Annotated in this window: 18 protein-coding genes and 1 pseudogene; 11 read left to right on the top strand and 8 right to left on the bottom strand. The window is 43.7% G+C overall.

Going from position 1 to position 23172, the window contains the following annotated elements; genetic code table 11:
- Positions 1–2: 2 nt before the first annotated feature.
- The gene (locus Vt282_RS16540) at positions 3–965 is read right to left on the bottom strand and encodes a GGDEF domain-containing response regulator (protein WP_162064097.1); all 963 of its coding nucleotides are present in this window, start codon (positions 963–965) and stop codon (positions 3–5) included.
- A gap of 144 nt (positions 966–1109) precedes the next feature.
- On the opposite strand from Vt282_RS16540, the gene Vt282_RS16535 reads away from it, so the two are divergent.
- Positions 1110–1547, top strand: a complete 438-nt coding sequence (locus Vt282_RS16535) for a DUF3069 domain-containing protein (RefSeq protein ID WP_162064096.1) — start codon at positions 1110–1112, stop codon at positions 1545–1547.
- 45 nt (positions 1548–1592) lie between these two features.
- Here the strand turns inward: Vt282_RS16535 and modC are convergent.
- The 4 genes and pseudogenes from modC to Vt282_RS16515 all read right to left on the bottom strand — a co-directional run bounded on the left by modC (position 1593) and on the right by Vt282_RS16515 (position 5640).
- Positions 1593–2698 (bottom strand): annotated as a pseudogene (modC, locus tag Vt282_RS16530) (molybdenum ABC transporter ATP-binding protein ModC).
- The gene (modB, locus tag Vt282_RS16525; protein WP_162064095.1) at positions 2695–3387 is read right to left on the bottom strand and encodes a molybdate ABC transporter permease subunit; all 693 of its coding nucleotides are present in this window, start codon (positions 3385–3387) and stop codon (positions 2695–2697) included. The pseudogene modC and the gene modB overlap by 4 nt, the downstream one beginning before the upstream one ends.
- Positions 3388–3397: 10 nt before the next feature.
- Positions 3398–4171 (bottom strand): molybdate ABC transporter substrate-binding protein, encoded by a 774-nt coding sequence (gene modA / locus Vt282_RS16520; protein ID WP_415663463.1) that lies wholly within the window; start codon positions 4169–4171, stop codon positions 3398–3400.
- Positions 4171–5640 carry a cobyric acid synthase gene (locus Vt282_RS16515; protein ID WP_162064094.1) on the bottom strand — a complete coding sequence of 490 codons (1470 nt, stop codon included), beginning with the start codon at positions 5638–5640 and terminating at the stop codon, positions 4171–4173. Before Vt282_RS16515 ends, modA begins: the two co-directional genes overlap by 1 nt.
- A 176-nt stretch (positions 5641–5816) precedes the next feature.
- Between Vt282_RS16515 and Vt282_RS16510 the strand changes: the two genes are divergently transcribed.
- The 4 genes from Vt282_RS16510 (at position 5817) to glgC (ending at position 10571) form a co-directional block, all read left to right on the top strand.
- Complete coding sequence (locus Vt282_RS16510) at positions 5817–6185, top strand: YgiW/YdeI family stress tolerance OB fold protein (protein WP_162064093.1); 369 nt, start codon at positions 5817–5819, stop codon at positions 6183–6185.
- Between the two features lie 86 nt (positions 6186–6271).
- Complete coding sequence (locus tag Vt282_RS16505; protein ID WP_162048120.1) at positions 6272–6784, top strand: hypothetical protein; 513 nt, start codon at positions 6272–6274, stop codon at positions 6782–6784.
- A 323-nt stretch (positions 6785–7107) separates the two neighbouring features.
- Positions 7108–8988: a methyl-accepting chemotaxis protein gene (locus tag Vt282_RS16500; RefSeq protein ID WP_162064092.1), complete on the top strand. Its 1881-nt coding sequence runs from the start codon at positions 7108–7110 to the stop codon at positions 8986–8988.
- A gap of 365 nt (positions 8989–9353) precedes the next feature.
- Positions 9354–10571, top strand: coding sequence for a glucose-1-phosphate adenylyltransferase (glgC, locus tag Vt282_RS16495; protein ID WP_162048119.1), 1218 nt, complete (start codon positions 9354–9356; stop codon positions 10569–10571).
- 222 nt (positions 10572–10793) lie between these two features.
- On the opposite strand, the gene Vt282_RS16490 is transcribed toward glgC, so the two are convergent.
- Complete coding sequence (locus Vt282_RS16490; RefSeq protein ID WP_162048118.1) at positions 10794–11171, bottom strand: VOC family protein; 378 nt, start codon at positions 11169–11171, stop codon at positions 10794–10796.
- A 73-nt stretch (positions 11172–11244) separates the two neighbouring features.
- Positions 11245–14127 (bottom strand): TMAO reductase system sensor histidine kinase/response regulator TorS, encoded by a 2883-nt coding sequence (gene torS / locus Vt282_RS16485; RefSeq protein ID WP_162048117.1) that lies wholly within the window; start codon positions 14125–14127, stop codon positions 11245–11247.
- An 80-nt stretch (positions 14128–14207) separates the two neighbouring features.
- Between torS and torT the strand changes: the two genes are divergently transcribed.
- The 3 genes from torT (at position 14208) to Vt282_RS16475 (ending at position 16243) form a co-directional block, all read left to right on the top strand.
- Entirely contained in the window at positions 14208–15212 is a 1005-nt protein-coding gene (torT, locus tag Vt282_RS16480; RefSeq protein ID WP_174855846.1) for a TMAO reductase system periplasmic protein TorT, read from the top strand.
- 9 nt (positions 15213–15221) lie between these two features.
- Complete coding sequence (locus Vt282_RS20040) at positions 15222–15677, top strand: methylglyoxal synthase (protein WP_174238922.1); 456 nt, start codon at positions 15222–15224, stop codon at positions 15675–15677.
- A 143-nt stretch (positions 15678–15820) separates the two neighbouring features.
- Positions 15821–16243, top strand: coding sequence for a hypothetical protein (locus tag Vt282_RS16475; protein WP_162064091.1), 423 nt, complete (start codon positions 15821–15823; stop codon positions 16241–16243).
- 82 nt (positions 16244–16325) lie between these two features.
- Here the strand turns inward: Vt282_RS16475 and helD are convergent, their stop codons facing one another.
- Positions 16326–18392 (bottom strand): DNA helicase IV, encoded by a 2067-nt coding sequence (helD, locus tag Vt282_RS16470; RefSeq protein WP_162064090.1) that lies wholly within the window; start codon positions 18390–18392, stop codon positions 16326–16328.
- 245 nt (positions 18393–18637) lie between these two features.
- Here helD and yccS point away from each other — a divergent pair, with 245 nt between their 5' ends.
- From yccS to Vt282_RS16455, 3 genes are all read left to right on the top strand, one after another.
- Positions 18638–20839 (top strand): YccS family putative transporter, encoded by a 2202-nt coding sequence (gene yccS / locus Vt282_RS16465; protein WP_162064089.1) that lies wholly within the window; start codon positions 18638–18640, stop codon positions 20837–20839.
- Between the two features lie 86 nt (positions 20840–20925).
- Positions 20926–22446 (top strand): glycerol-3-phosphate dehydrogenase, encoded by a 1521-nt coding sequence (gene glpD, locus Vt282_RS16460; protein WP_167515613.1) that lies wholly within the window; start codon positions 20926–20928, stop codon positions 22444–22446.
- 64 nt (positions 22447–22510) lie between these two features.
- The gene (locus Vt282_RS16455; protein WP_162048112.1) at positions 22511–23170 is read left to right on the top strand and encodes a flagellar brake protein; all 660 of its coding nucleotides are present in this window, start codon (positions 22511–22513) and stop codon (positions 23168–23170) included.
- Positions 23171–23172: the final 2 nt, after the last annotated feature.

The raw sequence follows: 23172 nt of genomic DNA, 5'->3' as shown, positions 1-23172 counted from the left end.
CGTTATTCTTGGATATCTTGCTGTTCCATTGACGGTTCATACAGCGCATAACAGTTTCTACCACTATGTTTCGCCTGATATAAGGCTCTGTCAGCCATATGGTAAAACTGGTCCGGTGTTTCCCTACCGGATGGTTGAATGGTCACTACACCTTGTGACACGGTAACAACATTCGCAACCTTACTATGCTCATGAGAAATGGCTTGTGCCAGTATCGCTTCTTTCACCCTTTGAGCATGCAATTCGGCTTGATATGCGTCGCTATGACCAAGAATAATCACAAACTCCTCACCGCCATAACGACCGACAACCTCGCCATTACGTGCAAACAACTCTTTTAAGGTCGCCGCAATTTGGATTAAGCACTGATCCCCTTCTATGTGGCCATAGTTGTCGTTGTAAAGTTTGAAGAAGTCAACATCGAGTAAAATCACGCTCATCGGTACACCGTGTCGACCATAGACGGAGATCATCTCTTTTAGTTTTTTATCGACGTTACGTCGATTATTCACTTTCGTTAATCCATCCTCGCTAGCCAGTTTTTCAAGTTCCTGATTCACGCGAGCCAAATCTGCCGTTTTTTTGTTGAGCTGGTTTCGCATAAACGCAATACGCTGCATGGCCGTAAGTTTCGCACGTAATACCAGTTTATCGACCGGTTTAATCAAATAGTCATCGCCACCAGATTCGATCGCGTTTGCGATAATTTCCGGTGCGTCATGACCACTCAAAAAGATGATAGGAATCCACTCGGGATAAAGCTCACGAATCTTGCTTGATACTTCAAAACCGTCCATCTCTGGCATGGTAATATCAAGTAGTACTAAATCTGGTTGAAACTCAGGATAAAGTGCTAACGCATCTGGGCCAGATTCAGCCATTTCTACGACATGGCCTAACTGCTTGAGTCGAATCGCAAGTTGCATCCGTTCCATTTGAACATCATCCACCAGCAATATTTTCATAAGTCGTCCTATACTATAAACTGCTTGCTAAATCAGCGATTTAAAATAAGCATACTTCAGGTAATTGATTTCCTCCACTAAGGTTGACATTTATTACAGAAAAACTAGCATATCGCGGCTTAAACAACGTAAAGAGAAAAGACTATGTCTGACGTGACTCCAAGTGAGAAAAAAACTGTCGATTTGGCAACGGTATCAGCTGAACTTCGTCAAGTAATCGAGTTCGATGGCGTGCCAGAAGCGATGTACGAAATGGTAACCTCAATTCATGAAGTGTCTGAAGAAGCAGTACGCGAATCATGGAACGAGCTACCAAAAAGTGCACAAAACATTTTAGATAACTTCGAACAGTTTCATGCACTTGTTTCTGTTAGCCAAGCGTTCGCAGGTCTTAATGTAATGGAAGAGTTCCCAACTCTGAACCTACCAAAAGACATGACTGACGAAGATAAAGATAACTACCGCGCATCACTTCTTGACCAAGTTTTACACAACTGCGTGAAAGACATGGTTAAGCAGCTTAAAAAAGCGCGCCGTGATCCAATCCTTAAGCGTGACTTTACTGACGTTTTCGCTAAGTAAGTACAAAAAAAGCCGCGTAAAGCGGCTTTTTTAATCTTTTCCATTTTAATGTGACAACGCAATATCCCGTTGAGTCACACTCACACCTTTGATCTGAGCGTAAACTTTCATACCAACTTCTAAGCCTAATTCATCTTTTGCCCAAGCCGTGATCGTCGCCCACAGATAGCACTTTGGTGCTAACTTGAGTTTTACTGAAACACTTTGTCGATGGGTACCAAAATTTTGCGTTTCTAATTCTTGAATTTCAGCATGCAAAACGTTACGAATCGAACTCCGTTCAGGTTTGTCTAAGTTAATCGATACGTCATTGGCTCGAACTTGTAAGCGCACTTTGCTATCTAATTCGGCTTCAACTTTTTGCACCCAAAGCATAACCCCGTCCGCCAATTCCAGACCCGACAGTGCGTATTGTTCTATTTGTTCAACTAACTTCGCTTCAAATAGCGAACTTTGATCCGCAAATGACTGCCATGGCCGCATCGCTTTTGAGGCCCAAACTTGTTCGACTGGTCCAGTGGTGATGACCTGCCTTTATCCACCACAACCAAATGCTCGGCAAGGCGAATAATTTCATTCAAGCTATGGGTAACATAAATGATTGGAATATTTACCGTGTTGGCGAGGTGCTCAAGAAACGGCAGTACTTCCCTTTTTCGCGGTAAATCGAGTGATGCTAGTGGTTCATCCATTAACAGAATATCTGGCTTAGATAATAACGCTCGACCAATCGCGACACGTTGCTTTTCTCCCCCGGAAAGTTCCGATGGATAACGTTGCAGTAAGTCACTTATCGCTAACAGTTCAACGATCTGATTGAAGTATTCTTCATCATACTCGCGAGTACCGTAGGACAAATTGCCTTTTACTCGATAGTGCGGAAACAAGCGAGACTCTTGAAAGACATAACCAACACGTCGCACTCTGGTCGGCACATTCACACCGGTTTGATGACAATAGAGTAAACGATCATTAACTTCGATCCTGCCGGAGTTAAGTGGGATCAATCCCGCAACCGCATTGATCAATGTTGTTTTGCCCGCTCCCGAACGGCCAAACACTGCGGTAATCCCTCGTGCTGGCAGTTCAACGTTGATATCAAATTCGGTATCACCGAGTTTCTGATTAAACTCAATTGCCAATTTACTCATCGCTTACCTCCTAAACGGCGAGCACATTGGCGAGAAAGCCATTCAGATATTAATAGTGAGGCAAGTGCAATGGCAATCGAGATAATACACAAACGCATCGCTTCTATTTCAGCACCGGGTGTTTCAATAAAAGTGTACATCGCCAAAGGAATGGTTTGAGTTTCACCGGGAATATTCGAGACAAAGCTGATCGTCGCGCCAAATTCTCCCAAACTGCGTGCAAATGCCAGCATTGTACCGGTAATAATGCCAGGTAGCGTCAATGGTAAGGTGATAGTAAAAAACACTTTAAGCGGCGACGCCCCTAACGTACGTGCGGCTTGTTCTAGCTTGCTATCCACACTCTCAAAACTAAGACGCACTGCACGCACCATCAACGGTAATGCGACGACGATACTCGCTAGCACCGCGCCTTTCCAATTGAATGCAAACGAAATACCAAAGGTTTGATATAGCCAGTTGCCTATCACACCTTGCCTTCCCATTAACACCAACAAAAGGTAGCCAATCACGACTGGCGGTAACACCAAAGGCAAGTGAATCAGACTATCGATGAGAGATTTGCCGACAAACTGTTTTTTCGCCAGCAACCAAGCAAGAAAAACGCCGATAGGAATCAACCATATAATGGCATAAAACGAAACCTTAAGGCTTAGAATGAGTGCTTGATATTCGTATTCAGATAACAAGTGCCAACCTCTAGTTAAATCCAAACTCTTGCAGTATCACTTTCGCTTCATCACTTAAAATATATTGCATAAATGATAGAACGCCTGGCGACTGAGTTATCTGAACTAATGGGTATCGAATAGGTTCATGCGTCGAATCCGCGAAAGTATGTACAATTTTTACTTTATTTGAGATTTTCGCATCTGACAGATAAACAATACCTAATGGAGCCTCACCCCGCTCAACAAGCGTTAGTACATTGCGCACATTGTTTGTCGGTGCTAGGTGGCTACGCAGTGATGACCAAAGGTTAAGAGCTTCCAGTGATTGTTTTGCGTAAATCCCCGCAGGCACGGCGTTTGGTTGGCCTAGCGCTAATCGACTACTACCCAAAATCTGCAACCAAGATGCCGTATTCGTCGCCTCAAGAGAAACTGCACTCGAATCTGGCGCAATCACAACGAGATGATTTGCTGTAAAGTCATGTACATCATCACTGTTGACTACCCCGCGATCTTCAAGGTGTTTCACCCATAATTCGTTGGCAGAAATAAACAAATCAGCAGGAGCGCCTTGCTCGATTTGACGCGCCAATGACGAAGACCCCGCGTAAATTGGCACAATGTTGACCGAATGCATTGTTTGGTATTTCGTAATCAACGCATTGAGTACATTGGTTAAAGAGGATGCGGCATAAATGCGAACCGTGTCCTTTTCAGTCGCCGCAACATCTGCAGCAAAGACAGTGGAAACACGAAAACACATCAATAGTGCGATAAATAGGAAAATCTTGTTTTTATACATTAATTGCGCGCGCCTAATTCAGGCCAAAGTAATTCTAAGTTTAAGTGCTCTTCAATCGCATCTGCGATACGGTTGATTGCACGCTCTTGGTTTGCATGATGGTCGACTTTAGCAATATTGTCGGCACCCATCCAATGACAAAACAGCGAAAACGCTGCAGGATCATCAAAGACACCATGCAAATAAGTACCGAGGATTTGACCACAATCACTCACTAAGCCGTCCAACTGACCATTTTCTAATGTGATAATTGATTCACCCTGAATCTCACTCACACCCGCATGAATCTCGTAACCTTTTACAGTAGCCTGTTTACCGCATAAGTTTAGCGTACCTTGCACACGGGTCAGTGTTTTATCATTGGTCATGCGAGTCGTTAGATTTAAGTAACCAAGCCCGTTTGAACTGCCTGATGGACCTTCAATACCCTCAGGATCATCTATTAGATTCCCAAGCATTTGGTAACCACCGCAAATTCCCATTACTTTGCCACCAAAACGAAGGTGTCGAGCAATCTCTTTGTCCCACCCTTGGCTACGAAGATAATCAAGATCGGCACGAGTTGATTTTGAACCGGGTAAAATGATTACGTCTGCGCCCGCTAAACTTTCGCCTTTGCCGACGTACTTGAGTTCAATATCAGGGTTTTGACGCATTACATCAAAATCAGTGTGGTTGCTGATACGCGTAAATACAGGCACCTTCACCACAAGACGCGCTTCATTTGAAAGCTGCTGTTGGCTATCAATAGCATCTTCCGCTTCAAGGTCAAAGCCATGCAAATATGGCAGTACGCCAATGACTGGTTTACCGGTTTTTTCTTCTAACCAATCTAAACCCGATTGCAGCAGTGCGATGTCACCTCGAAAGCGATTAATAACAAAGCCTTTAACGCGTGCTTGCTCACTTTCTGAAAGAAGTTCTAAAGTGCCATAAAGATGAGCAAAGACCCCGCCTCTATCGATATCCGCAACGATAATGACCGGGACATCCGCCTTTTCAGCAAACCCCATGTTCGCAATATCGTTTGCTCGCAAGTTAATTTCAGCAGGGCTACCAGCACCTTCAATCATGATTGATTCGTAGTCTTGCTGTAAACGCTCGAATGAATCGATAACCGTGTTCATGGCAACCAATTTATAGTCATGGTAACCAGTGGCTTCCATATTGGTCAGCGCTTTGCCTTGCAAAATCACTTGTGCGCCAGTATCTGAATTGGGCTTAAGTAGAACTGGATTCATGTGAACCGTTGGTTCTATGTTACACGCCGCTGCCTGTACGGCCTGAGCTCGACCAATCTCACCACCATCTTGTGTTACAGCACTATTTAGCGCCATGTTTTGCGGCTTAAATGGGGCAACTTTAATGCCCTTTCGTGCCAGAACTCGACATAACCCGGCAACCAATACGCTTTTGCCAGCATCAGAAGTGGTACCTTGTACCATCAGCGCTCTAAATGGTGAATGCATTTCAAATAGATAGATATATGAATTTATGCAAAGAATGATATCGGCTTTAGGGTTTATTTCTAATAAAAGATGAACGCAAAATGAATCATTAAATCAGTATTGATTCAGCTCGGATGGCGTTTAATAGCACCATCAAATGAGCGACAGACGCTCAATACTTAAAAAAGGAAAACAAAATGAAAAAAGCAGCCCTTATTCTTGCGATGATCGTAACTCCAACTTTGGCTTTTGCTGGCGGTAACCACCAAGATAAAAACGCAGGCGTTCAATACTCAGGCCCTGTAAAGCTGTCTGATCTGACTCAAGTGATCAACGACAGCTCAATGTTTACTGAGCAAAAAGTGGTTGTTGAAGGCAAACTAGTACAGCAACTTGATCACGACACTTTCATCTTTACCGATGGTAAAGCCCAAGTTCAGGTTGAGCTTGATGATGACATCGTATTGGCACAGCCTCTTGATGCAAATACCCAAGTTCGTCTATTTGGTGAATTTGAAGGCGGCAACACTCCTGAGATTGAGGTAGATCGCATTCAAGTGCTATAAATTCAATAATTTACCGTTAATATATCAACATCTGGCCTACCGTTTGTAGGCCTTTTGCATGCTTTGCGAACTGTTGGAGAATCCTTTTGAAAAAACATGCCCTTTTGTTCACACTTGCAAGTTCATTGCTTGCTCCGTCCGCATTCGCTAATAACTTCAGTTATAACTTCCTAGAATTTCGCACCGCTGTTGATCCGCGCATTTCAGGCGCAGAATTCAGTGTATTAGCAATGGAAAACGTCCACCTAATTGCTCGTGTTGATAGCCAATTCGAAAGTGACGCAGATGCGGCAGTCGGCGTGGGTTTTAATGGCCCGATTAACCAATTCGCTGACGTCTACGGCCAAGCATTACTTCACTACATTGACTACCCAAATAACTCAGACAGTGAAACTTTGCCAGAATTCAATATTGGTATCCGTATGTGGCTAGCCGATAGATTTGAGGTAACAGGTCGTGTAGGTCGACTCGATGAAAGTTCTGTATTCCATGCGGGCGTTCGTTTTCATTCTACGCAACAGCTTTCTCTATCTGCTGAAACTCGCAATAACGGAATATATGGTCCTCAAATCGCAATGTCGGTGCGCTTTCAGTTCTAATCTCTCAAAACAAATTGAAATTCAGATTAAGGGCGGCGTTTACGCCCTTTATTTTTATCTTTCCATCCATCCCAAACTTTGTATTTACGCTCAAATGAAGCGACTTGTAGAATTTAACTAATTCGTGTCGATAAAGTACATTCAGGCTACTTGTATATACAATACCATAACACACGATTAAGCAGCGTTAACTCTATGTCTTTGCTGGATTTTGTAAAAGCCAGAATTAATGGGATTAATGTCTTATTTGTGAGAAATGTAATTAACTTGAATAAATTCGCTCTGATATTCTCGCCTAAATTCTAGCCGTATTTGAGTTTTTTATGTCAGCATTATCGATTAAAACCAAACTTACTTTGGCCTTTATGTCTGCAATTTTTATTATGACAGGGGCACAAATATACATTACCAGTACACAAATTTTTGCCGAGACCTCGCGCACAACCGAGCAGTACTCAACCACGCTACTTAATGGCAGTGTATTGAGTATGGATCAGTGGATAACATCAAAAATCAACGTGATTAATTCCAGCTCCGACGCATTTATCGATCCGAGTCAAGCTAAAGCCTATTTAGCTACCGCCTCTAAAGCGGGTGATTTTCGCTTGGCCTATGCTGGGCTTAGCGACGGTCAAATGATTATGGGTGTCGATATCGGGCTACCAGAAGGTTTTGACCCAAGACAACGCGCGTGGTACCAAGATACTGTGAATGCCCAAAATACATTTATCACTGAGCCTTATATTGATGCTCAAGAAGGCCACTTAGTGATGACGATTGCTAAACCGTTCACTCAAGGCGCTGTAAAAGGGGTATTAGCGGCAGACGTAAATATTCAAGATCTTGTAAAAGATGTCGTCGAACTCAATACTGAAGGCGTACAAGCTTTTATTGTTAACAGTAAAGGCAATATCGTTGCCCATTCAAACCATCAACTGATTCTTAAACCAATTTCAACTGTATCAAGTGGCCTAACTGCGACCGAAATTACCGCTATCGCAGCGGATCAACGTTTAGCCGAAACTACCATTGCAAACAAAAAGGTATTCCTTAGCGCCAAGCGTGTACCGAATACCGACTGGTACTACACGTTGGTTATTGATCAGGAACATGCTTTTAAAGATCAAGAGAGTTTGCTTGGACAGCTTATTGGCATGGGTTTCATGCAGCTTATCGTAATTGCGGTTATCACTTTGCTTATTATTAAACGAGCTCTCGCGCCGCTTAACGCACTCAGCATATCGATGAAAGACTTAGCTGAAGGTCACGGTGACCTCACAAAGCGCATCAAAATTGATAGTAATGATGAAATCGGCAATCTCGCTCTTCACGTCAATGCATTTATCGCTAAACTGCAAGAAATCGTTCAGGACATTTCTTCCTCGTCTAAACAACTGGATAGCCAGTCTGAAATTAGCACGAGACTCAACGTCGAGCTTAGCGATTCACTCGCCACCCAGTTAAGCGAAGTGTCACTTATTGCAACAGCCGTTCATGAAATGTCAGCGGCGGCTGAAGAAGTCGCGAGTAACGCCAAACAAACGGCAGATTCAGCGATTGATTCCACCAAACACTGCGTACATGGCAAGAGTGTTATTCGCCGCAATCACGAATCAATTACTCACCTTGCCGCGCAACTGGAAAGTTCCTCAAATGTCATTCAGCAACTGGAGGGCAACGCGCAAAATATTAACGCTATCCTTTCGACCATCAGTGATATTGCCGAACAAACTAACCTATTGGCGTTAAACGCGGCGATTGAAGCGGCGCGTGCTGGTGAACAAGGCCGCGGTTTTGCCGTGGTAGCCGATGAAGTACGTGTGCTATCTAAACGAACACATAGCTCTACCGTAGAAATTCGTGAGATGATTGAAATTCTGCAGAAAAATAGCCTAGGTGCGGTTGAATCAATGAATCGTTGCCAAGATTTAGCCTCGTCGTCGGTCGATGATGCAAACCATGCAACTGAAGCTTTGGAAAATATCGCCGCATCAATCGAACAAATCTCACAAATGGCTTCTCACATTTCTAATGCCGCGTCAGAGCAACGCACTGTGACCGAAGAAGTGAGCATCAATATTCAGCAAGTGAGCGATATTTCAAATCACCTGACGACCGAAGCTCGCAGTTCACGGACTCTATCCGAAGAACTGCGTCAGATAGCGATGCATCTTAACGATCAAGTGAATCTCTTCAAACACTGATTCTGACCCACTTTAAGACATCAAAGCCCTACATGACAATGCAGGGCTTTTTACTGCTTACAATTTTCAGTTCTTTCATCACTCAACACGCCAATTAGTAACGACTGCACTAATCAATTTGAAATCTTTGATATTCAACTAGTTTATATGCTCAAAAGTTATTATACAGAATGTCAGTTTCTAAATATGATTAGTTCAATAAATCACCAACTTGGTGCGCATTTTACAAATAAATGCACAATAAGAGGACATTAGACACCTCATAGTTTCAACTTTACCAATAAAATCCGTGAGTTAGTTATTGGCTTGTTTCTTGTAATTTCTTGGACAAATTGTCTACGTATGCTGCGAACTAAGGAATGACTATGCATGATACTATCACTGTGATCCTCGCCGGCGGGATGGGTTCTAGGCTCAGCCCTTTAACCGATAATCGCGCCAAACCTGCCGTTCCATTCGGTGGTAAATATCGAATCATTGATTTCACCCTGACTAATTGTTTGCATTCTGGCTTGCGACGTATTTTGGTACTTACCCAATACAAATCCCACTCACTACAAAAACATCTTCGCAATGGCTGGTCTCTATTTAATCCTGAATTAGGCGAATATGTTTCCGTTGTTCCACCGCAAATGCGCGGCGGCGGTAAATGGTATGAGGGCACTGCAGATGCGATTTACCACAATTTGTGGCTATTAGAACGAAGCTCAGCAAAATATGTCATCGTCCTTTCTGGCGACCATATCTACCGCATGGATTATGCGGCGATGTTAAAAGAACATAAACGCACTGGTGCTAAGCTCACCATTGCTTGCATGGAAGTTGAGCGACGCAACGCTTCTCAGTTTGGTATCGTAGATTGTAATGAACGCGGCGAAATCACCCACTTTATCGAAAAGCCGACGGATCCACCAAGCATTGATGGAAAGCCCGACTACAGCTTTGCTTCTATGGGTATCTACATCTTTGACCTTGATGTTCTAAAAGAGTCTATTGAATATGATTCGAAACTTACGCAATCAGATCACGACTTTGGTAAAGATGTTATTCCTAAATTGATTCCAGACGGTGACGTTTACGCTTATAAATTTTGTAGCGAACTCGGCCGTGTTGATAAAGATTGCTACTGGAGAGACGTTGGAACCATTGATTCCTACTACCAAGCCAATATGGACCTCCTCCTTCCTGTCCCCCCCATGAATCTATATCAGCACGACTGGGCGATTCGTACGTATGAGCCACAATATCCCCCAGCCCGCACCGTTTCATCTGCAACGGGGAACGAAGGGATTTTTATTAATTCGATGATAGCGGATGGCGTAATCAACTCAGGAGGTTCCGTTCAACATTCTATCGTCTCACCCTGCGTAAGAATTAACGATGGAGCGACAGTCACTGACAGTATCTTACTTGATCATGTCGACATTGGTGAAGGATGCCAACTCAAGAGATGCATTATTGATAAGCATGTGTCGATTCCGCCTAACACAACCATCGGTTACAACCGTGATGAGGATGCACGCCGTTTTCATGTCTCTGACGACGGTATCGTTGTGGTTCCGGAAAGCTATTCTTTTGAATAATCGCGATTTACAAACGCCATAAAGTGAAACACCCTCCGTAGAGGGTGTTTCTAGAAGATTGACTAGATCTCCTATAGGGGAATTTCAGTATTGCCCAAACTGAACAAAAATAAAACGGTAAATTTGTAAACTATCGTTTCCCCATTTTTTATAGATTCAGCGCTATAACTGCCTATTTTCAAAACAGATATTTTTGCCCTATTCGAAGCTCTATACGGTGCTTTACTGCTGTGAATGAAGACCGATAATGTTACCTTCAGTGTCACTAATTAAAGCGATAAATCCATGGTCTCCAACCGGCATCTTCCGCTTCTCAATCTTTCCACCAGCGATCACTGCTCGCTTCGCTTCTACACCACAATCATCACACGCAAAATAGACTAATGTACTGTGCCCGCAAGGTTCAACATTATCCTTTTGAACCAAGGCGCCGGTCGCACCGTAACTTTCCATGTCAGAACCAAAACTATACATGGTTACATTGGATCCATTTGGATCATCCATTTTTTCGAGTTTGACTTGAAACACCGTCTCGTAGAACGTAATCGCTCGCTCAATATCGTTTACGTATATCTCAAACCATCCAATCGGGTTTTGCACGGAAATACTCCTCAATTGCCGTAACACTATGCATAGGCATCACTGCTCACGCTCGGTTACTTAAGCATAGCTGTTATTTGGCTAACTCAGCCATGACTGCGGTTGCTGACAGTTCTACTTTGTCACACAGTTCATCATGTAATTGATGATAGGTACTCAATGGATTTTCTGACGCTTCAATCGCTTGACAGACTTCGAACAACGCAATTAGCCCCATACTACCCGCCGAACCTTTTAGTTTGTGGGCCAACTGCCTGATGGCGGTATTGTCGTTATTCGTGCTCGCAGTCTCTAACAACTGCATGATCTCTTTACTGCCTGCAATAAATAGGTCAGATATTTGTCGCATCTTATCGATACCCAGTACTTGCAAGTCATTGCTAAATAGCTGCTTATCTAAGATCTTTTGCTGGTGATTTATCACGATCGGTTTACTCACTTGTTCAAGCAACAGGTTTTTGCCCTCTAAACGATTTTGAATCAGTACGCACAAGGCTTCCCTATCTAATGGCTTAGCAAGATAGCCATCAAAACCGGCAGACAAATAACTCTCAACTTCTTCATTAAATACATGAGCTGACACCGCAATAAATGGGGTCTTTTGCTCAGAGTTTTGTTCCGCTTGAATTGTCCTTAACTCCGTCAACAGTTCTCGCCCATCACAATCTGGCAAGTTGATGTCTAACAAGGCGATATCGAACTGCTGGCTGGCAAAAATTTGCTTCGCTTGCTGCCCGTCTTCGGCAATCACCACTTGGTGGCCAAGACTATGTAAAAATCCTTCCGCTACGATGCAGTTAACAGGATTGTCTTCGACTAACAGCACTTTTGCTTGAACTTGATTCGATACGGCAAATTCCTTCTTAGCCACGGCTTTGCCTTCTTTTAACGGAACGGTAAACCAAAAACGACTGCCATGACCAACTTCTGATTCAACGCCTAGAGCTCCGCCCATCGCCTCAACCAAGCGTTTACTGATGGCCAGTCCTAAACCTGTACCACCTTTGCTGCTCAAGCCACCTTCTGCTTGCGTGAACGCATCGAAGAGCGTTTCCATCTCTTTATCTGAGATGCCAATACCAGTATCCGAGACTTCGAAAGTAACAAAGTGTTCTTCTTCAAGAGAGACGTAAATGTCAACATGGCCACTATCAGTGAATTTTATCGCGTTACCAACAAGGTTGGTCAGCACCTGGCTAATTCGAATAACGTCACCATACCAAAACGGTTTAATGTCACTTTCAATCAAGCAACTAAGCTCAATATCCTTCTCCTTGGCGCGTCCTTGCATTAATTGGTTTACGTCATCAACCATGTAGTGAAGATTAAAATCGACCTCGCGCACCTCTAAGTGACCCGCTTCGATTTTTGAGTAATCCAGCACGTCATTCAAAATCGCCAATAAGGTTTTACCACTGCGGTTAATAATATCGACATAGTAAGTTTGTTGTGCATTAAGACCCGCATCTTTCAATAGCTGTGCCGTACCGAGAACCCCATTCATCGGTGTACGAATTTCATGGCTCATCGTGGCAAGAAATGCAGATTTCGCGCGGCTCGCCTGCTCCGCTTGTTGACGTGCTTTTGCGTGGTTGAGTACTTCATCATTCAAACGTGTGTTGGCATCTTGCAACTGAACCGTACGTTCTGCGATCAATTCCTCAAGGCGTTCTTTGTGTTCTTGCAACTGACGTTTTGCTTCAATTTCACTTTCAGCAACGACTTTTAATGCTTGTGCCGTATTTCTAGCGGTGATGATCGCCTGCCCCATGTGAGCCAACTCATCATTGCCTTTTACTGTTATATCCACCTTCAACTGACCTTGAGCGATTGAAAGTAGTGCTGACGAATACTCAGCTAAGCGTTTTAACACCGAAATGTACACCACCTTCCAAACAATCAGCACCACAATAAGTAGACCCAATACGGTGATAATGGTCAGCGTCAATTGAGCATAATTGAGTGTGGTTTTAAGCTGATCGACAGCGCGCGTCGTCGCTCGGTTGGATTCATCCACCAGCTTGTTGATGGTGTTATTCAGTGCGCTAAATTGATTGAGCGTATCTTGCATCATCTTTTGTGATTCGCGCTCATTACGATGGTTTTGTTCAACAACATCAAAAATCACCACGCGCTTTTCGAGCTGATCTAACAGATCCAACATTTGCACAGATCGTGTTGGATCCTCTACCGCACGTACACGGCGCTTCATAATGGTTAAGTTGTGTTCAAATTGTTTGCGAATCTGAGTCAAACGCACCGAGTTGTTGATGGTGCGAACTTCCTCGATTTGATTGAGCATTTGAAACGCCAAAAGGTGCAACTCGTGTAAACGCTCCGATAAATCCAAATCGACTTCAACCAAAGCATCCAGTGCTTGATACGCTTTGTCGGTTTGCTTGGTTGCCAATAGGTCATAAATATGAGTGACGTTCGCAACCGCAATGGTACTGGTGTTCGACACTTGAGTACGAGTCAATTGCTCTAACTCTTGCGCCAGTTTGCGCATTTCTTCACTGCGATCGTTGATGTCTTTTTCGATAAAGAGTTTTTTCTCAACGGCAATACCCAGTTGCCCAAGGGTATCAATAATATTTTGCACGTCTGATTCAAGCGTGGTGAGTAGTTCCGATTCAAAAGAGTCCGAACCCAATGCTTTAATATGCGTTAATAGCGCGCTCAGTTGATCAAACAGGACTTTGCCTGCTTGTTGTCTTTGATGCTCGGTTTTTGCGCTCGTTAAAGTCTGCACTGACGAAATGATACGAGAGCTAAGTTCAGCGACTTGGCGCGCTTCGATCATGGATGGGATTGCCGAATTAACAACGTTGCGCTCGGTTTTTGCGACTGATGAAAATCCGAACACACCGATAAATGAAGACATTAACACTAGCAATGCCATCGCAAGAAATGCGAATAGAAGCTTGCGTCCAATACTGGCTTTAGCAAGTAACATTTGAATTGATCACTTCTTAACTCTTGGAGAATGCGCTATATTCTGCAGTGTTTACACTATTTAATCCAACGAAAAGCGTCATGTCATTCCCTTCACTGCGAAATATTTCTCCTCAACTGATTCTTGGTGCTTGCGCAGCACTGCTCACTAGCCAATTTGCGAGCGCAAAGGAACCATTCCGTTTATGCGCGCTGTATCCACACCTCAAGGATTCATACTGGTTGTCTGTGAACTATGGAATGGTTGACGAAGCCCGCAAACAAGGGGCTGAATTGCGCGTGCTTGAAGCTGGTGGCTACCCAAACATCAATAAACAAAAAGAGCAAATCGAACTTTGCACCAAATGGGATGCAGATGCGATCATTCTCGGAACCGTTTCTCCCCATATTTACTACTCCAATCTCGACAAGCTTTCTAAATCTATCCCGGTATTTGCAACCGTCAACGATCTTGAAGTCAGCATAGATAACGCGTCAATTCTGAAAGGTGAAGTGGGCGTCGATTGGTATTTAATGGGTTATAAAACCGGGCAGTATCTAAAGGACAAACATCCTAAAGGTTCAGGAATTACCAATATTGCTCTGCTGCCAGGGCCTAAATCGAGCGGTGGCACGAAACCGGTAATACAGGGTTTAATGGCAGCTATCGAAGAAAGTGACATTCGCGTTGTGGACACCTATTGGGCTGACAATGACAAGGAGTTACAGCGTAACTTGGTTCAAAAAGCGATTGAGTCCCACAAGATTGAATACATCGTTGGTAGCGCAGTTGCGATCGAAGTCGCTATCAGTGAATTACGCTCTCTCGAGTTGACTGATAAAATTGGTTTAGTTTCCACCTACTTAAGTCATGGCGTTTACCGTGGATTATTACGCGATCGCGTACAATTTGCGCCAACAGATAAAATGGTTCAACAAGGAAGAATGTCTGTTCAACAGGCAATCTCCTATTTAAATGGTACTCCATATCAAAAAATTGAAGCTCCAAAGATAGATGCTTTGACACCAAACTCTCTCAACCCTAAAGTGGTGGCAGAATCGCTGTCTCCTTCAGAGTATCGGCCAACGTTTTACGTACATAATTAGGATTATTAGATGCAAAAAACTACGCGCATAATGCCAGCAAACAAGCACGTCGCTTTAGTCGCGCATGATAATTGTAAACCTGAGCTATTACGCTGGGTTAAAGAAAACAAAGACAAGTTACAAGGTCACTTTCTGTATGCCACTGGCACAACCGGCCACATGCTGAGCAAAGAGACTGGCTTGGCGATTCGATCACTGATTAGTGGCCCAATGGGTGGCGACCAACAATTAGGTGCTTTGATTTCAGAGTGCAAAATCGACGTTCTAGTTTTCTTTTGGGATCCACTCAATGCCGTTCCGCATGACCCAGATGTAAAAGCGCTACTTCGTATTGCGAGCGTATGGAATATCCCTGTTGCGACGAACCGCGCGACCGCTAAGTTCTTGTTCGAATCCGGTCTGATGAATTCTGAAGTTGAGATTGAAATTCCAGACTACGAAGCGTATTTGTCTGATCGCACTTAAGCGAACTCACTTCGTCATCTTTTTAGAAGCGGCCTTAGGGTCGCTTTTTTATTTCGAATTTTCGACTCAAGCAGGCTACATTGAATCATATTGATGGTTAACACGTAACGAATAGTGCGGCGTTAAAATGACAGGACGATGATATGAATAAATGGGTTTTATCATTATTATGTAGCGTCCTTTTGAGTGGCTGTTCATCCCACACGCAACCTCATGCAGAAAACTTTCTCGTTGCCTGCGACGCCACTCGTCCGACGATTGAAATCAACGGTCAATATTACGCTTCAGACCAAGTTGCGATAACACTTAAACCCCAGAATCTCATCACTGTATCGTGCCACGCCGATGGGTATTATTCCGCTGCGATTCTTATCGATACAAAATCGAGCACTGTCGGCACATTAGACTCGATAGGCAGTTTTTTGTTTGTATTACCGATATTAGGCGCGCGCTCCGACGACGTTTGGCAACTCACATCCAATGAAATTTATCTCAGCCTTGAACCCTTATCGTTGGAACGAAACGCAGCCCTGCCTGTGTTAATCAAACAGGTTAAGAACCGCTAGACTAATCCCGAAAATTGACACAAAAATTAAAGCCCATCATTGACGAAGGGCTTAGGGCTAAAGTACCTCAATGATCAGCACGCTAGTTTGTGGACTGAACCGCGTAATCACCTTCTTTTAGTTCTTTGACAAAACTTGAGCCACTGCCATTATACGCCACCCACACTTTCTTCTTCGCTCTAGTCAGCGCCACATAAAACAATCGGCGCTCTTCAGCATAAGGAAACGTATCTTTCGACTGAGTTAGCACACTATCCAAATGCTGAGTTTTAACGCGAGCCGGGAACTGACCTTCATCAACATTCAATATAATGACATAATCCGCTTCCCTACCTTTACTCGCATGGCAAGTCATAAACTCGATATCAAGCATAGAAAATTGTCGTTGCCAATCAGCCAGTAATTCCGGTTTATGGTAATGATTACGAGCCAACAACATCACTGTTGCACGCTGTTTTGACTTGCGATCAATCTGATCTAGGATCTTTTCCACGTTCGCCATCGGAATTAATACAACTGCTTTAGACTTGTGCTCTTTGTGGCTGTTTAGTTGCTTGTTCAACTGATTTGGGTTTTGCTGAATGAACTGATTCGCCACCATACCAAGCTGGTTGTTAAAGCGATAGGTTGTATCGAGGTAATGCAAGGTTGAGTTTGGAAAACGTTGGCTAAAACCTGTCGTAAGGTCTACATCCGAACCTGCAAACTGATAGATAGATTGCCAGTCATCACCTACTGCGAACAACACGCTATCTTGATGTCGATTGTGTTGGCATAAAGCTTCAATCAGTTCTAAGCGCTGCGGCGAAATATCCTGATATTCATCGATCATGATGTATTTCCAAGGGGCGGTAAACTTACCCTTTCTCACATACTCATTCGCACGGCTTATCATCGTGTTAAAGTCGATCTGGTTTTGTTCTTTAAGCATGGTTTGCCACGCCTGGAAACATGGCCATACTAACGCTAATTCGCTGTTAAGGCGGCTGTATTCCGCGTGAGACACAATTTGCTCTTGAATCTGCTTTTTACTGCAACCCATCGCTGCCAATTGCATCATTTGACTTTCTAGCCAAGCGATCAGTTTAGGGTTTTCAGCATGGCTACCCAGCTCATCATCACCTTTAATATACGCAATTGGCCATTGCGCCAAATGCTTTTGCCAACGCTTAAAACTGGTCGGAGTCATCCAATGACGCTTTAACCAATCGGTGCACCAAGCTTGTCGTTGTTTGTCATCCAATGCTAACGGGGAAATGTCCACTTGGTTCCCTTCAACTTGGCGCAAAATGTACAAACCTAATTGATGGAACGTATTCACCCGAACTTGCTCGGTCGCTGGGCCTACTTTGCTTACAAGGCGCTGCTTCATTTCATTGGCAGCATCTCGACCAAAGGCCAACAGTAGTATCTCTTCCGCCTGCGCCATATGGCTCTGTAGTAGATAGGCTACTCGAGCAGTCAAAACACTGGTTTTACCTGAACCCGCTCCAGCCAATACCAAGTTATTATTGTCATTGAGTAGCACCGCTTGTTTTTGACTCAGATTTAATGGCGAAGATTCGATTTGTGAGAATAGCATTTCCCAGTTATCGATCTCGTTGATGATCCAATCAGTATTGCGTTTAGCCAGAGACTGTTCGCTATTTTCAATCCAAGGCGAAATCGGCTTCATGCGGTTTGGTAGTCGTTGCTGAGCTTCCAGAAGCGTCATCGACATTTGACTAAAATCTTGTTGCGCGCTTTCAAGCCAACTGGTCAATTCGGAGTGTGGGACAAAATGCTGGGCGCGCTCAAAAGCAGAGACTCGTTCTTCCCACTTAGGCAAAAACTCCACCAATTGCATGCACTGCGTATGATGCCAATGTTGATATTGGTTTAATGCATGACGAGCGAATTGACGGCAACTCTTCCAAGGCAGTCCCTGTACCAGCCAAGACTGTTGTTTGCCTTGTTCTGGATGGGCAAAAATCTGCATAGCGCCATTTAGAATGCCGCGTTTTAAGTCAATACGCCCATTCCAAATATTGAAAGGAATTCTCTCTTCACTCTGATCAGAACTCAGCACTAAATAATGTTCGTCTAGCGCAATAGTGTGGTATTCATTTTGAATAAAGAACTTTGCAGTCTTGTTTGCTGATAGCTGCATTCGATTAAGCCTGTAGATTTCATTGCCTTAATCATACCGTATCAGCCAAGTGATTAAAAAAGTGTTTTAAAATATCCCGGTCAAAGTTTGGTGATTATTATGTATAACGCTCATATTTTTACCAATTGCACTTATCATATGCCTAAATTATCGGCATCTGACAGATTTGTTTTATCTAAGCTAAATGAATAGTTGGGAATATTTGATAAGATAGGAGCAGTATTAAACAGGATGTTGGTTCACGCGTGCATTTTTTTAGTCAACTACGTATCTATTGGGCAAATAAGACTTTTAATTACAGCCTCCTTATATTAATCACCCTACTTGGGGTGGTTGTCCCAACTTGGTACTACCAACTAAATTCTCTCATTATTCCGCTTATCTTAGGGGTAATTGCTGCTGCGCTTGCAGAAAGCGATGACAGTTTCACCGGGCGAATTAAATCCGTCACGCTCACGTTGATCTGTTTCGCAGTTGCATCTTTCTCTATCGAGGTCCTATTTAAACATCCGCCACTGTTTGCTATCGGGTTATTTATTTCAACCTTTGGCTTTATCATGCTTGGCGCTGTCGGTCCCCGCTACGCCAGTATCGCTTTTGGCTCATTGCTGATTGCCATTTATACCATGTTAGGCGCCCACCAAAGCGTGAACGTTTGGTTTCAACCTTTGATGTTGATTACTGGTGCGGTTTGGTATTTTTTCATGTCGATGATTTGGCACCTTGTATGGCCAATGCAACCCGTTCAGCAAAGCCTTTCCAATGTGTTTCTCTCCTTAGCCAATTACCTTGATGCAAAGAGTGAGCTATTTCATCCGGTCAGTGATCTTAATCCACAGCCTTACCGAATCCGTGAAGCAAACCTGAACGCCGCAACCGTTAATGAACTTAACTTGTGCAAAACAACATTGCTTAATCGTTCCAAACGAGGTCATGTTGATGGCGCTAGCGACCGATTTCTCAATATCTATTTTATTGCACAAGATATCCATGAACGTGTCAGCTCAAGCCACTACCGCTACCAAGAGCTCGCGCAAAACTTTGGGCGTTCAGACGTACTCTTTCGCTTTAAACATCTATTAGAAGTGCAAAGTAAAGCCTGCCGAGAAATCGCGTCAGCACTGCGCTTGGGTAACACTTATCAATACAATGATTCAATCTTAGCTCTGGACGAACTTCAGCAAGCGATAAATTATCTGCAACAGCAGAGCAAACCTGAGTGGCGCATGTCCTTGGTGCAGCTAAACTATCTATTTAATAACCTAGCGACGGTCGATAAACAGTTAAGCAATATCAGTAACCCTGACGTTTCGCGATTAGAAGAAGGTGTGTTGCACGATACCGATGCACATTCACCAAAAGTGATGTGGCAACGAATTCATGCCAACTTAAATCAGGATTCAATGTTGTTTCGCCATGCGGTACGCATGTCAATTGCCTTGACGCTAGGTTACTGCATCATTCAGCTATTTGATATTGAACGGGGTTATTGGATACTGTTAACCACGCTTTTCGTTTGCCAGCCAAACTACAGCGCAACTAAACAAAAATTAGTTGCTCGAGTCGTTGGTACACTTGCGGGTTTGTTGATTGGGGCACCACTGTTAGCCATTTTCCCAACACAGGAAAGCCAATTAGTCTTTATCGTTCTTAGTGGCGTTGCGTTTTTCGCCTTTAGGATCGCCAACTATAGCTATGCGACAGGCTTTATCACGTTGCTGGTATTGTTCTGTTTTAACCAATTAGGTGAAGGCTTTGCGGTGGTATTGCCAAGACTTGCGGATACCATGATCGGTTGTGCTCTCGCAGTAGCCACTGTGACCTACATATTTCCAGATTGGCAGTCAAAACGCCTCCATAAGGTCATGGCTGAAGCAATCAAAGCCAATAAAGATTATTTGGCGCAAATTATAGGCCAGTATCGCATCGGTAAAAATGACAGTTTGGCCTACCGCATCGCACGCCGTAATGCCCATAACCAAGATGCCAACTTATCGTCCGCTATCAGTTCCATGCTGGTTGAGCCAGGTAAATATCAATCGGCAACCGATGAAAGTTTTCGTTTGTTGACGTTGAACCACGCGCTACTTAGCTATATTTCGGCAATGGGAGCCCATCGAGAGCTGATTGAAAATGACAATATTCATCAGTTGGTGCTGCAAGCCCACCGAGTTATCCATCGACACCTCGATATGCTCTATACGCAATTGCATGATTGCTGTATTGACTGCAATGCCGCTGAAATTGACGATCCAGCGATAGAAGCGCGCTTGGCTGAGTGGCGAGACGAAGATGATTCATCCGCTCGCCTAGTCTTGCAGCAATTATATTTAATATATCGAATGTTGCCTGAGCTTCATTCCCTCGCGAACAAGTGTGCGGTACGCGTGAGCACCCCGCACAACAGTTTGAAACATAACCCTAGTGCTACCGACAACGAAAAGTAAAATTCTTAGCTATACTGCTGATAAATAGTGGGAAAATGGATTGGTTCCCGCGTCTTGATATCACTTGAGTATATTAGGTATAGCGAATGACTGATAAGCTTGATTTTCCATTAGATGCCGCCCCTTTTGATTTGATCGTCATTGGAGGTGGTATTAATGGTGCTGGGATTGCAAGTGAGGCTGCGAGTCGAGGATTAAGCGTTGGCCTCTATGAAGCAAAAGACTTTGCTATCGCGACCTCGTCCGCCAGTTCGAAATTGCTTCATGGTGGTCTTCGCTATTTAGAGCAATATGAATTTCGTCTGGTAAAGGAAGCGCTTGCCGAGCGTGAGATTCTACTCAAGAAAGCGGCACACATAGTGCGACCTATGCGTTTTCGCTTACCACATCACGCCTCTTTACGCCCTGCATGGTTGATAAGGCTTGGTTTGTTCCTTTACGATCACCTTGCAAGGCGCAGCGTTTTGCCCCCTAGCCGCTCAATTAAATTGGAACCTCATGATGGACTCAATGCGGGTTTCATTAACGCATTTGAATATTCTGACTGTTGGGTTGATGACTCACGTTTGGTTATCGCAAACGTAAAACACGCACATAGTGAAGGCGCAGAAGTCCGAAACTATTGTCGTGTACTCAATGTTTCTCGTAACCAAGAGCTTTGGGATATCGAGCTGTATGATCAAAGAACCAAACAAACAATGCATAGATCTTGCCGTGCCGTTGTTAACGCGACGGGTCCATGGGCAGCCGATTTCCTTAATCAGTTCTCACCAGATAAAAGCTTGCGCACGATGCGCCTTGTTAAAGGATCACACTTGATCGTGCCTCGTCTCTACGACGGAGAAAGTGCTTATCTATTGCAAAATGATGATAAACGCGTAGTGTTTGTTATCCCTTATCTAGATAAGTTTTCGATGATCGGTACTACCGATATTCCGTTCACCGGTGATCCCTATCAGGCTCAAGCCTCTGATGATGAAATTAACTATTTGCTCACCATTACTAATCAGCATTTCCGCCATCAACTTACAGCTACAGACGTCGTAAGTAGCTTTAGTGGTGTAAGACCTTTATTTGGTGATGAATCTAGCCCTGCGCAGGAGCTAAGTCGTGACTATGAACTGGTCATTCAAACTGACCACGGAAAGCTACCCATTCTCACGGTTTATGGTGGCAAACTCACGACTTATCGAAAGCTTGCAGCTAAAGCGGTCGACAAATTGTCTGAATTTTTCCCCAATTCCATGTCGAGTCAAAGCTCACTCTCCGTGTTTGCTGAAGCCAAAGGTTTTGACTATCGTTCCTTGTTTAAACAAGTTTCTTTGCAATACCCTGAATTGGCAAAGCCAACGATCGAGCGCTTAATTGAACTCTATGGCGTCGAGTTGTGGGAAATTCTCTCTGTGATAGGCACTGATACTCGCCCTATCGTGGGTGACCTCTATCAAGCTGAAATCGATCATTTGGTCAGTAATGAATGGGCATTAACTTTAGACGACATACTTAACCGTCGAACTAAGCTTGGCTATTTTCTTAACAACGAAGAGCGCGAAGCATTGCTGTCTGTTGTCGACCACGATCTCAGTTTTAAGATAGAGCAACAATGAACCAATTTCATCTGAGGAAATTGCGAGTATAGTATTATTTTAATTGAATAATTAACCGCTTGTAATGCCCAATGAAAACGTGGAATTGTTGATTCCTTATCTAAAGCCCAACCTAAAACTGTCGGTTAAACTCGAGTTTGGCCCTATTGAGAGCTTCACATTTTCCTCGAACTATATTGGTTGTAAACCTAATCACTATTTGATCGTTGAATTCCCTAAAAAGGCTCAAGAAGCCTTGGTCATGCGCCAAATTAGCAATGTGGAAGTCATCGTTCGGGCTTTAACTCAGTCCAAATTAGGTCACATTATCGCATTCAAGTCTTCGGTTCTTGGAACCGTCGTTAGCCCTGCTGGCATCATGTTTTTGCGCATGCCGAAACACTTTGCGTCAAAGCCAATTCGCACCCACGAGCGTTATCCGCTCAATCTTTCCATTGATATCAAATCCAACACCATCAGTTATCAAGCTGAAATGCTTGATTTCTCAATTAACGGGTGTGCGATCTTTATTAAAGGAGAGAACACCCTAGCACTCAATGACGAATTGACCATAGAAAGTGATTTCAGCCATTTGTTACCTGAATCACTTAAGTTCTCAATTGTCAGTATCGAAAAACAAAAGCGAGGGCATCGTTTTGGGGTGAAATTCAATCAGACGATAGAAATGAGCACTGAGCTAAAACAATTTTTGCTGGAGCAGAGTTTTAGCTCAACGCCCATCTAGAC

The organism is Vibrio taketomensis (assembly GCF_009938165.1).
In the GTDB taxonomy this organism is placed as follows: domain Bacteria; phylum Pseudomonadota; class Gammaproteobacteria; order Enterobacterales; family Vibrionaceae; genus Vibrio; species Vibrio taketomensis.
Note: the sequence above shows the minus strand (reverse complement) of the source record. Positions and strands in the feature narration are given on the sequence as shown.

Bases quoted from the DNA above. Each gene is read 5' to 3' on its own strand.
- Vt282_RS16540 (WP_162064097.1), bottom strand. From the start codon at position 965: ATGAAAATATTGCTGGTGGATGATGTTCAAATGGAACGGATGCAACTT.
- Vt282_RS16535 (WP_162064096.1), top strand. From the start codon at position 1,110: ATGTCTGACGTGACTCCAAGTGAGAAAAAAACTGTCGATTTGGCAACG.
- modA (WP_415663463.1), bottom strand. From the start codon at position 4,171: ATGTATAAAAACAAGATTTTCCTATTTATCGCACTATTGATGTGTTTT.
- Vt282_RS16515 (WP_162064094.1), bottom strand. From the start codon at position 5,640: ATGCATTCACCATTTAGAGCGCTGATGGTACAAGGTACCACTTCTGAT.
- Vt282_RS16510 (WP_162064093.1), top strand. From the start codon at position 5,817: ATGAAAAAAGCAGCCCTTATTCTTGCGATGATCGTAACTCCAACTTTG.
- Vt282_RS16500 (WP_162064092.1), top strand. From the start codon at position 7,108: ATGTCAGCATTATCGATTAAAACCAAACTTACTTTGGCCTTTATGTCT.
- glgC (WP_162048119.1), top strand. From the start codon at position 9,354: ATGCATGATACTATCACTGTGATCCTCGCCGGCGGGATGGGTTCTAGG.
- torS (WP_162048117.1), bottom strand. From the start codon at position 14,127: ATGTTACTTGCTAAAGCCAGTATTGGACGCAAGCTTCTATTCGCATTT.
- torT (WP_174855846.1), top strand. From the start codon at position 14,208: ATGTCATTCCCTTCACTGCGAAATATTTCTCCTCAACTGATTCTTGGT.
- Vt282_RS20040 (WP_174238922.1), top strand. From the start codon at position 15,222: ATGCAAAAAACTACGCGCATAATGCCAGCAAACAAGCACGTCGCTTTA.
- Vt282_RS16475 (WP_162064091.1), top strand. From the start codon at position 15,821: ATGAATAAATGGGTTTTATCATTATTATGTAGCGTCCTTTTGAGTGGC.
- helD (WP_162064090.1), bottom strand. From the start codon at position 18,392: ATGCAGCTATCAGCAAACAAGACTGCAAAGTTCTTTATTCAAAATGAA.
- glpD (WP_167515613.1), top strand. From the start codon at position 20,926: ATGACTGATAAGCTTGATTTTCCATTAGATGCCGCCCCTTTTGATTTG.
- Vt282_RS16455 (WP_162048112.1), top strand. From the start codon at position 22,511: ATGCCCAATGAAAACGTGGAATTGTTGATTCCTTATCTAAAGCCCAAC.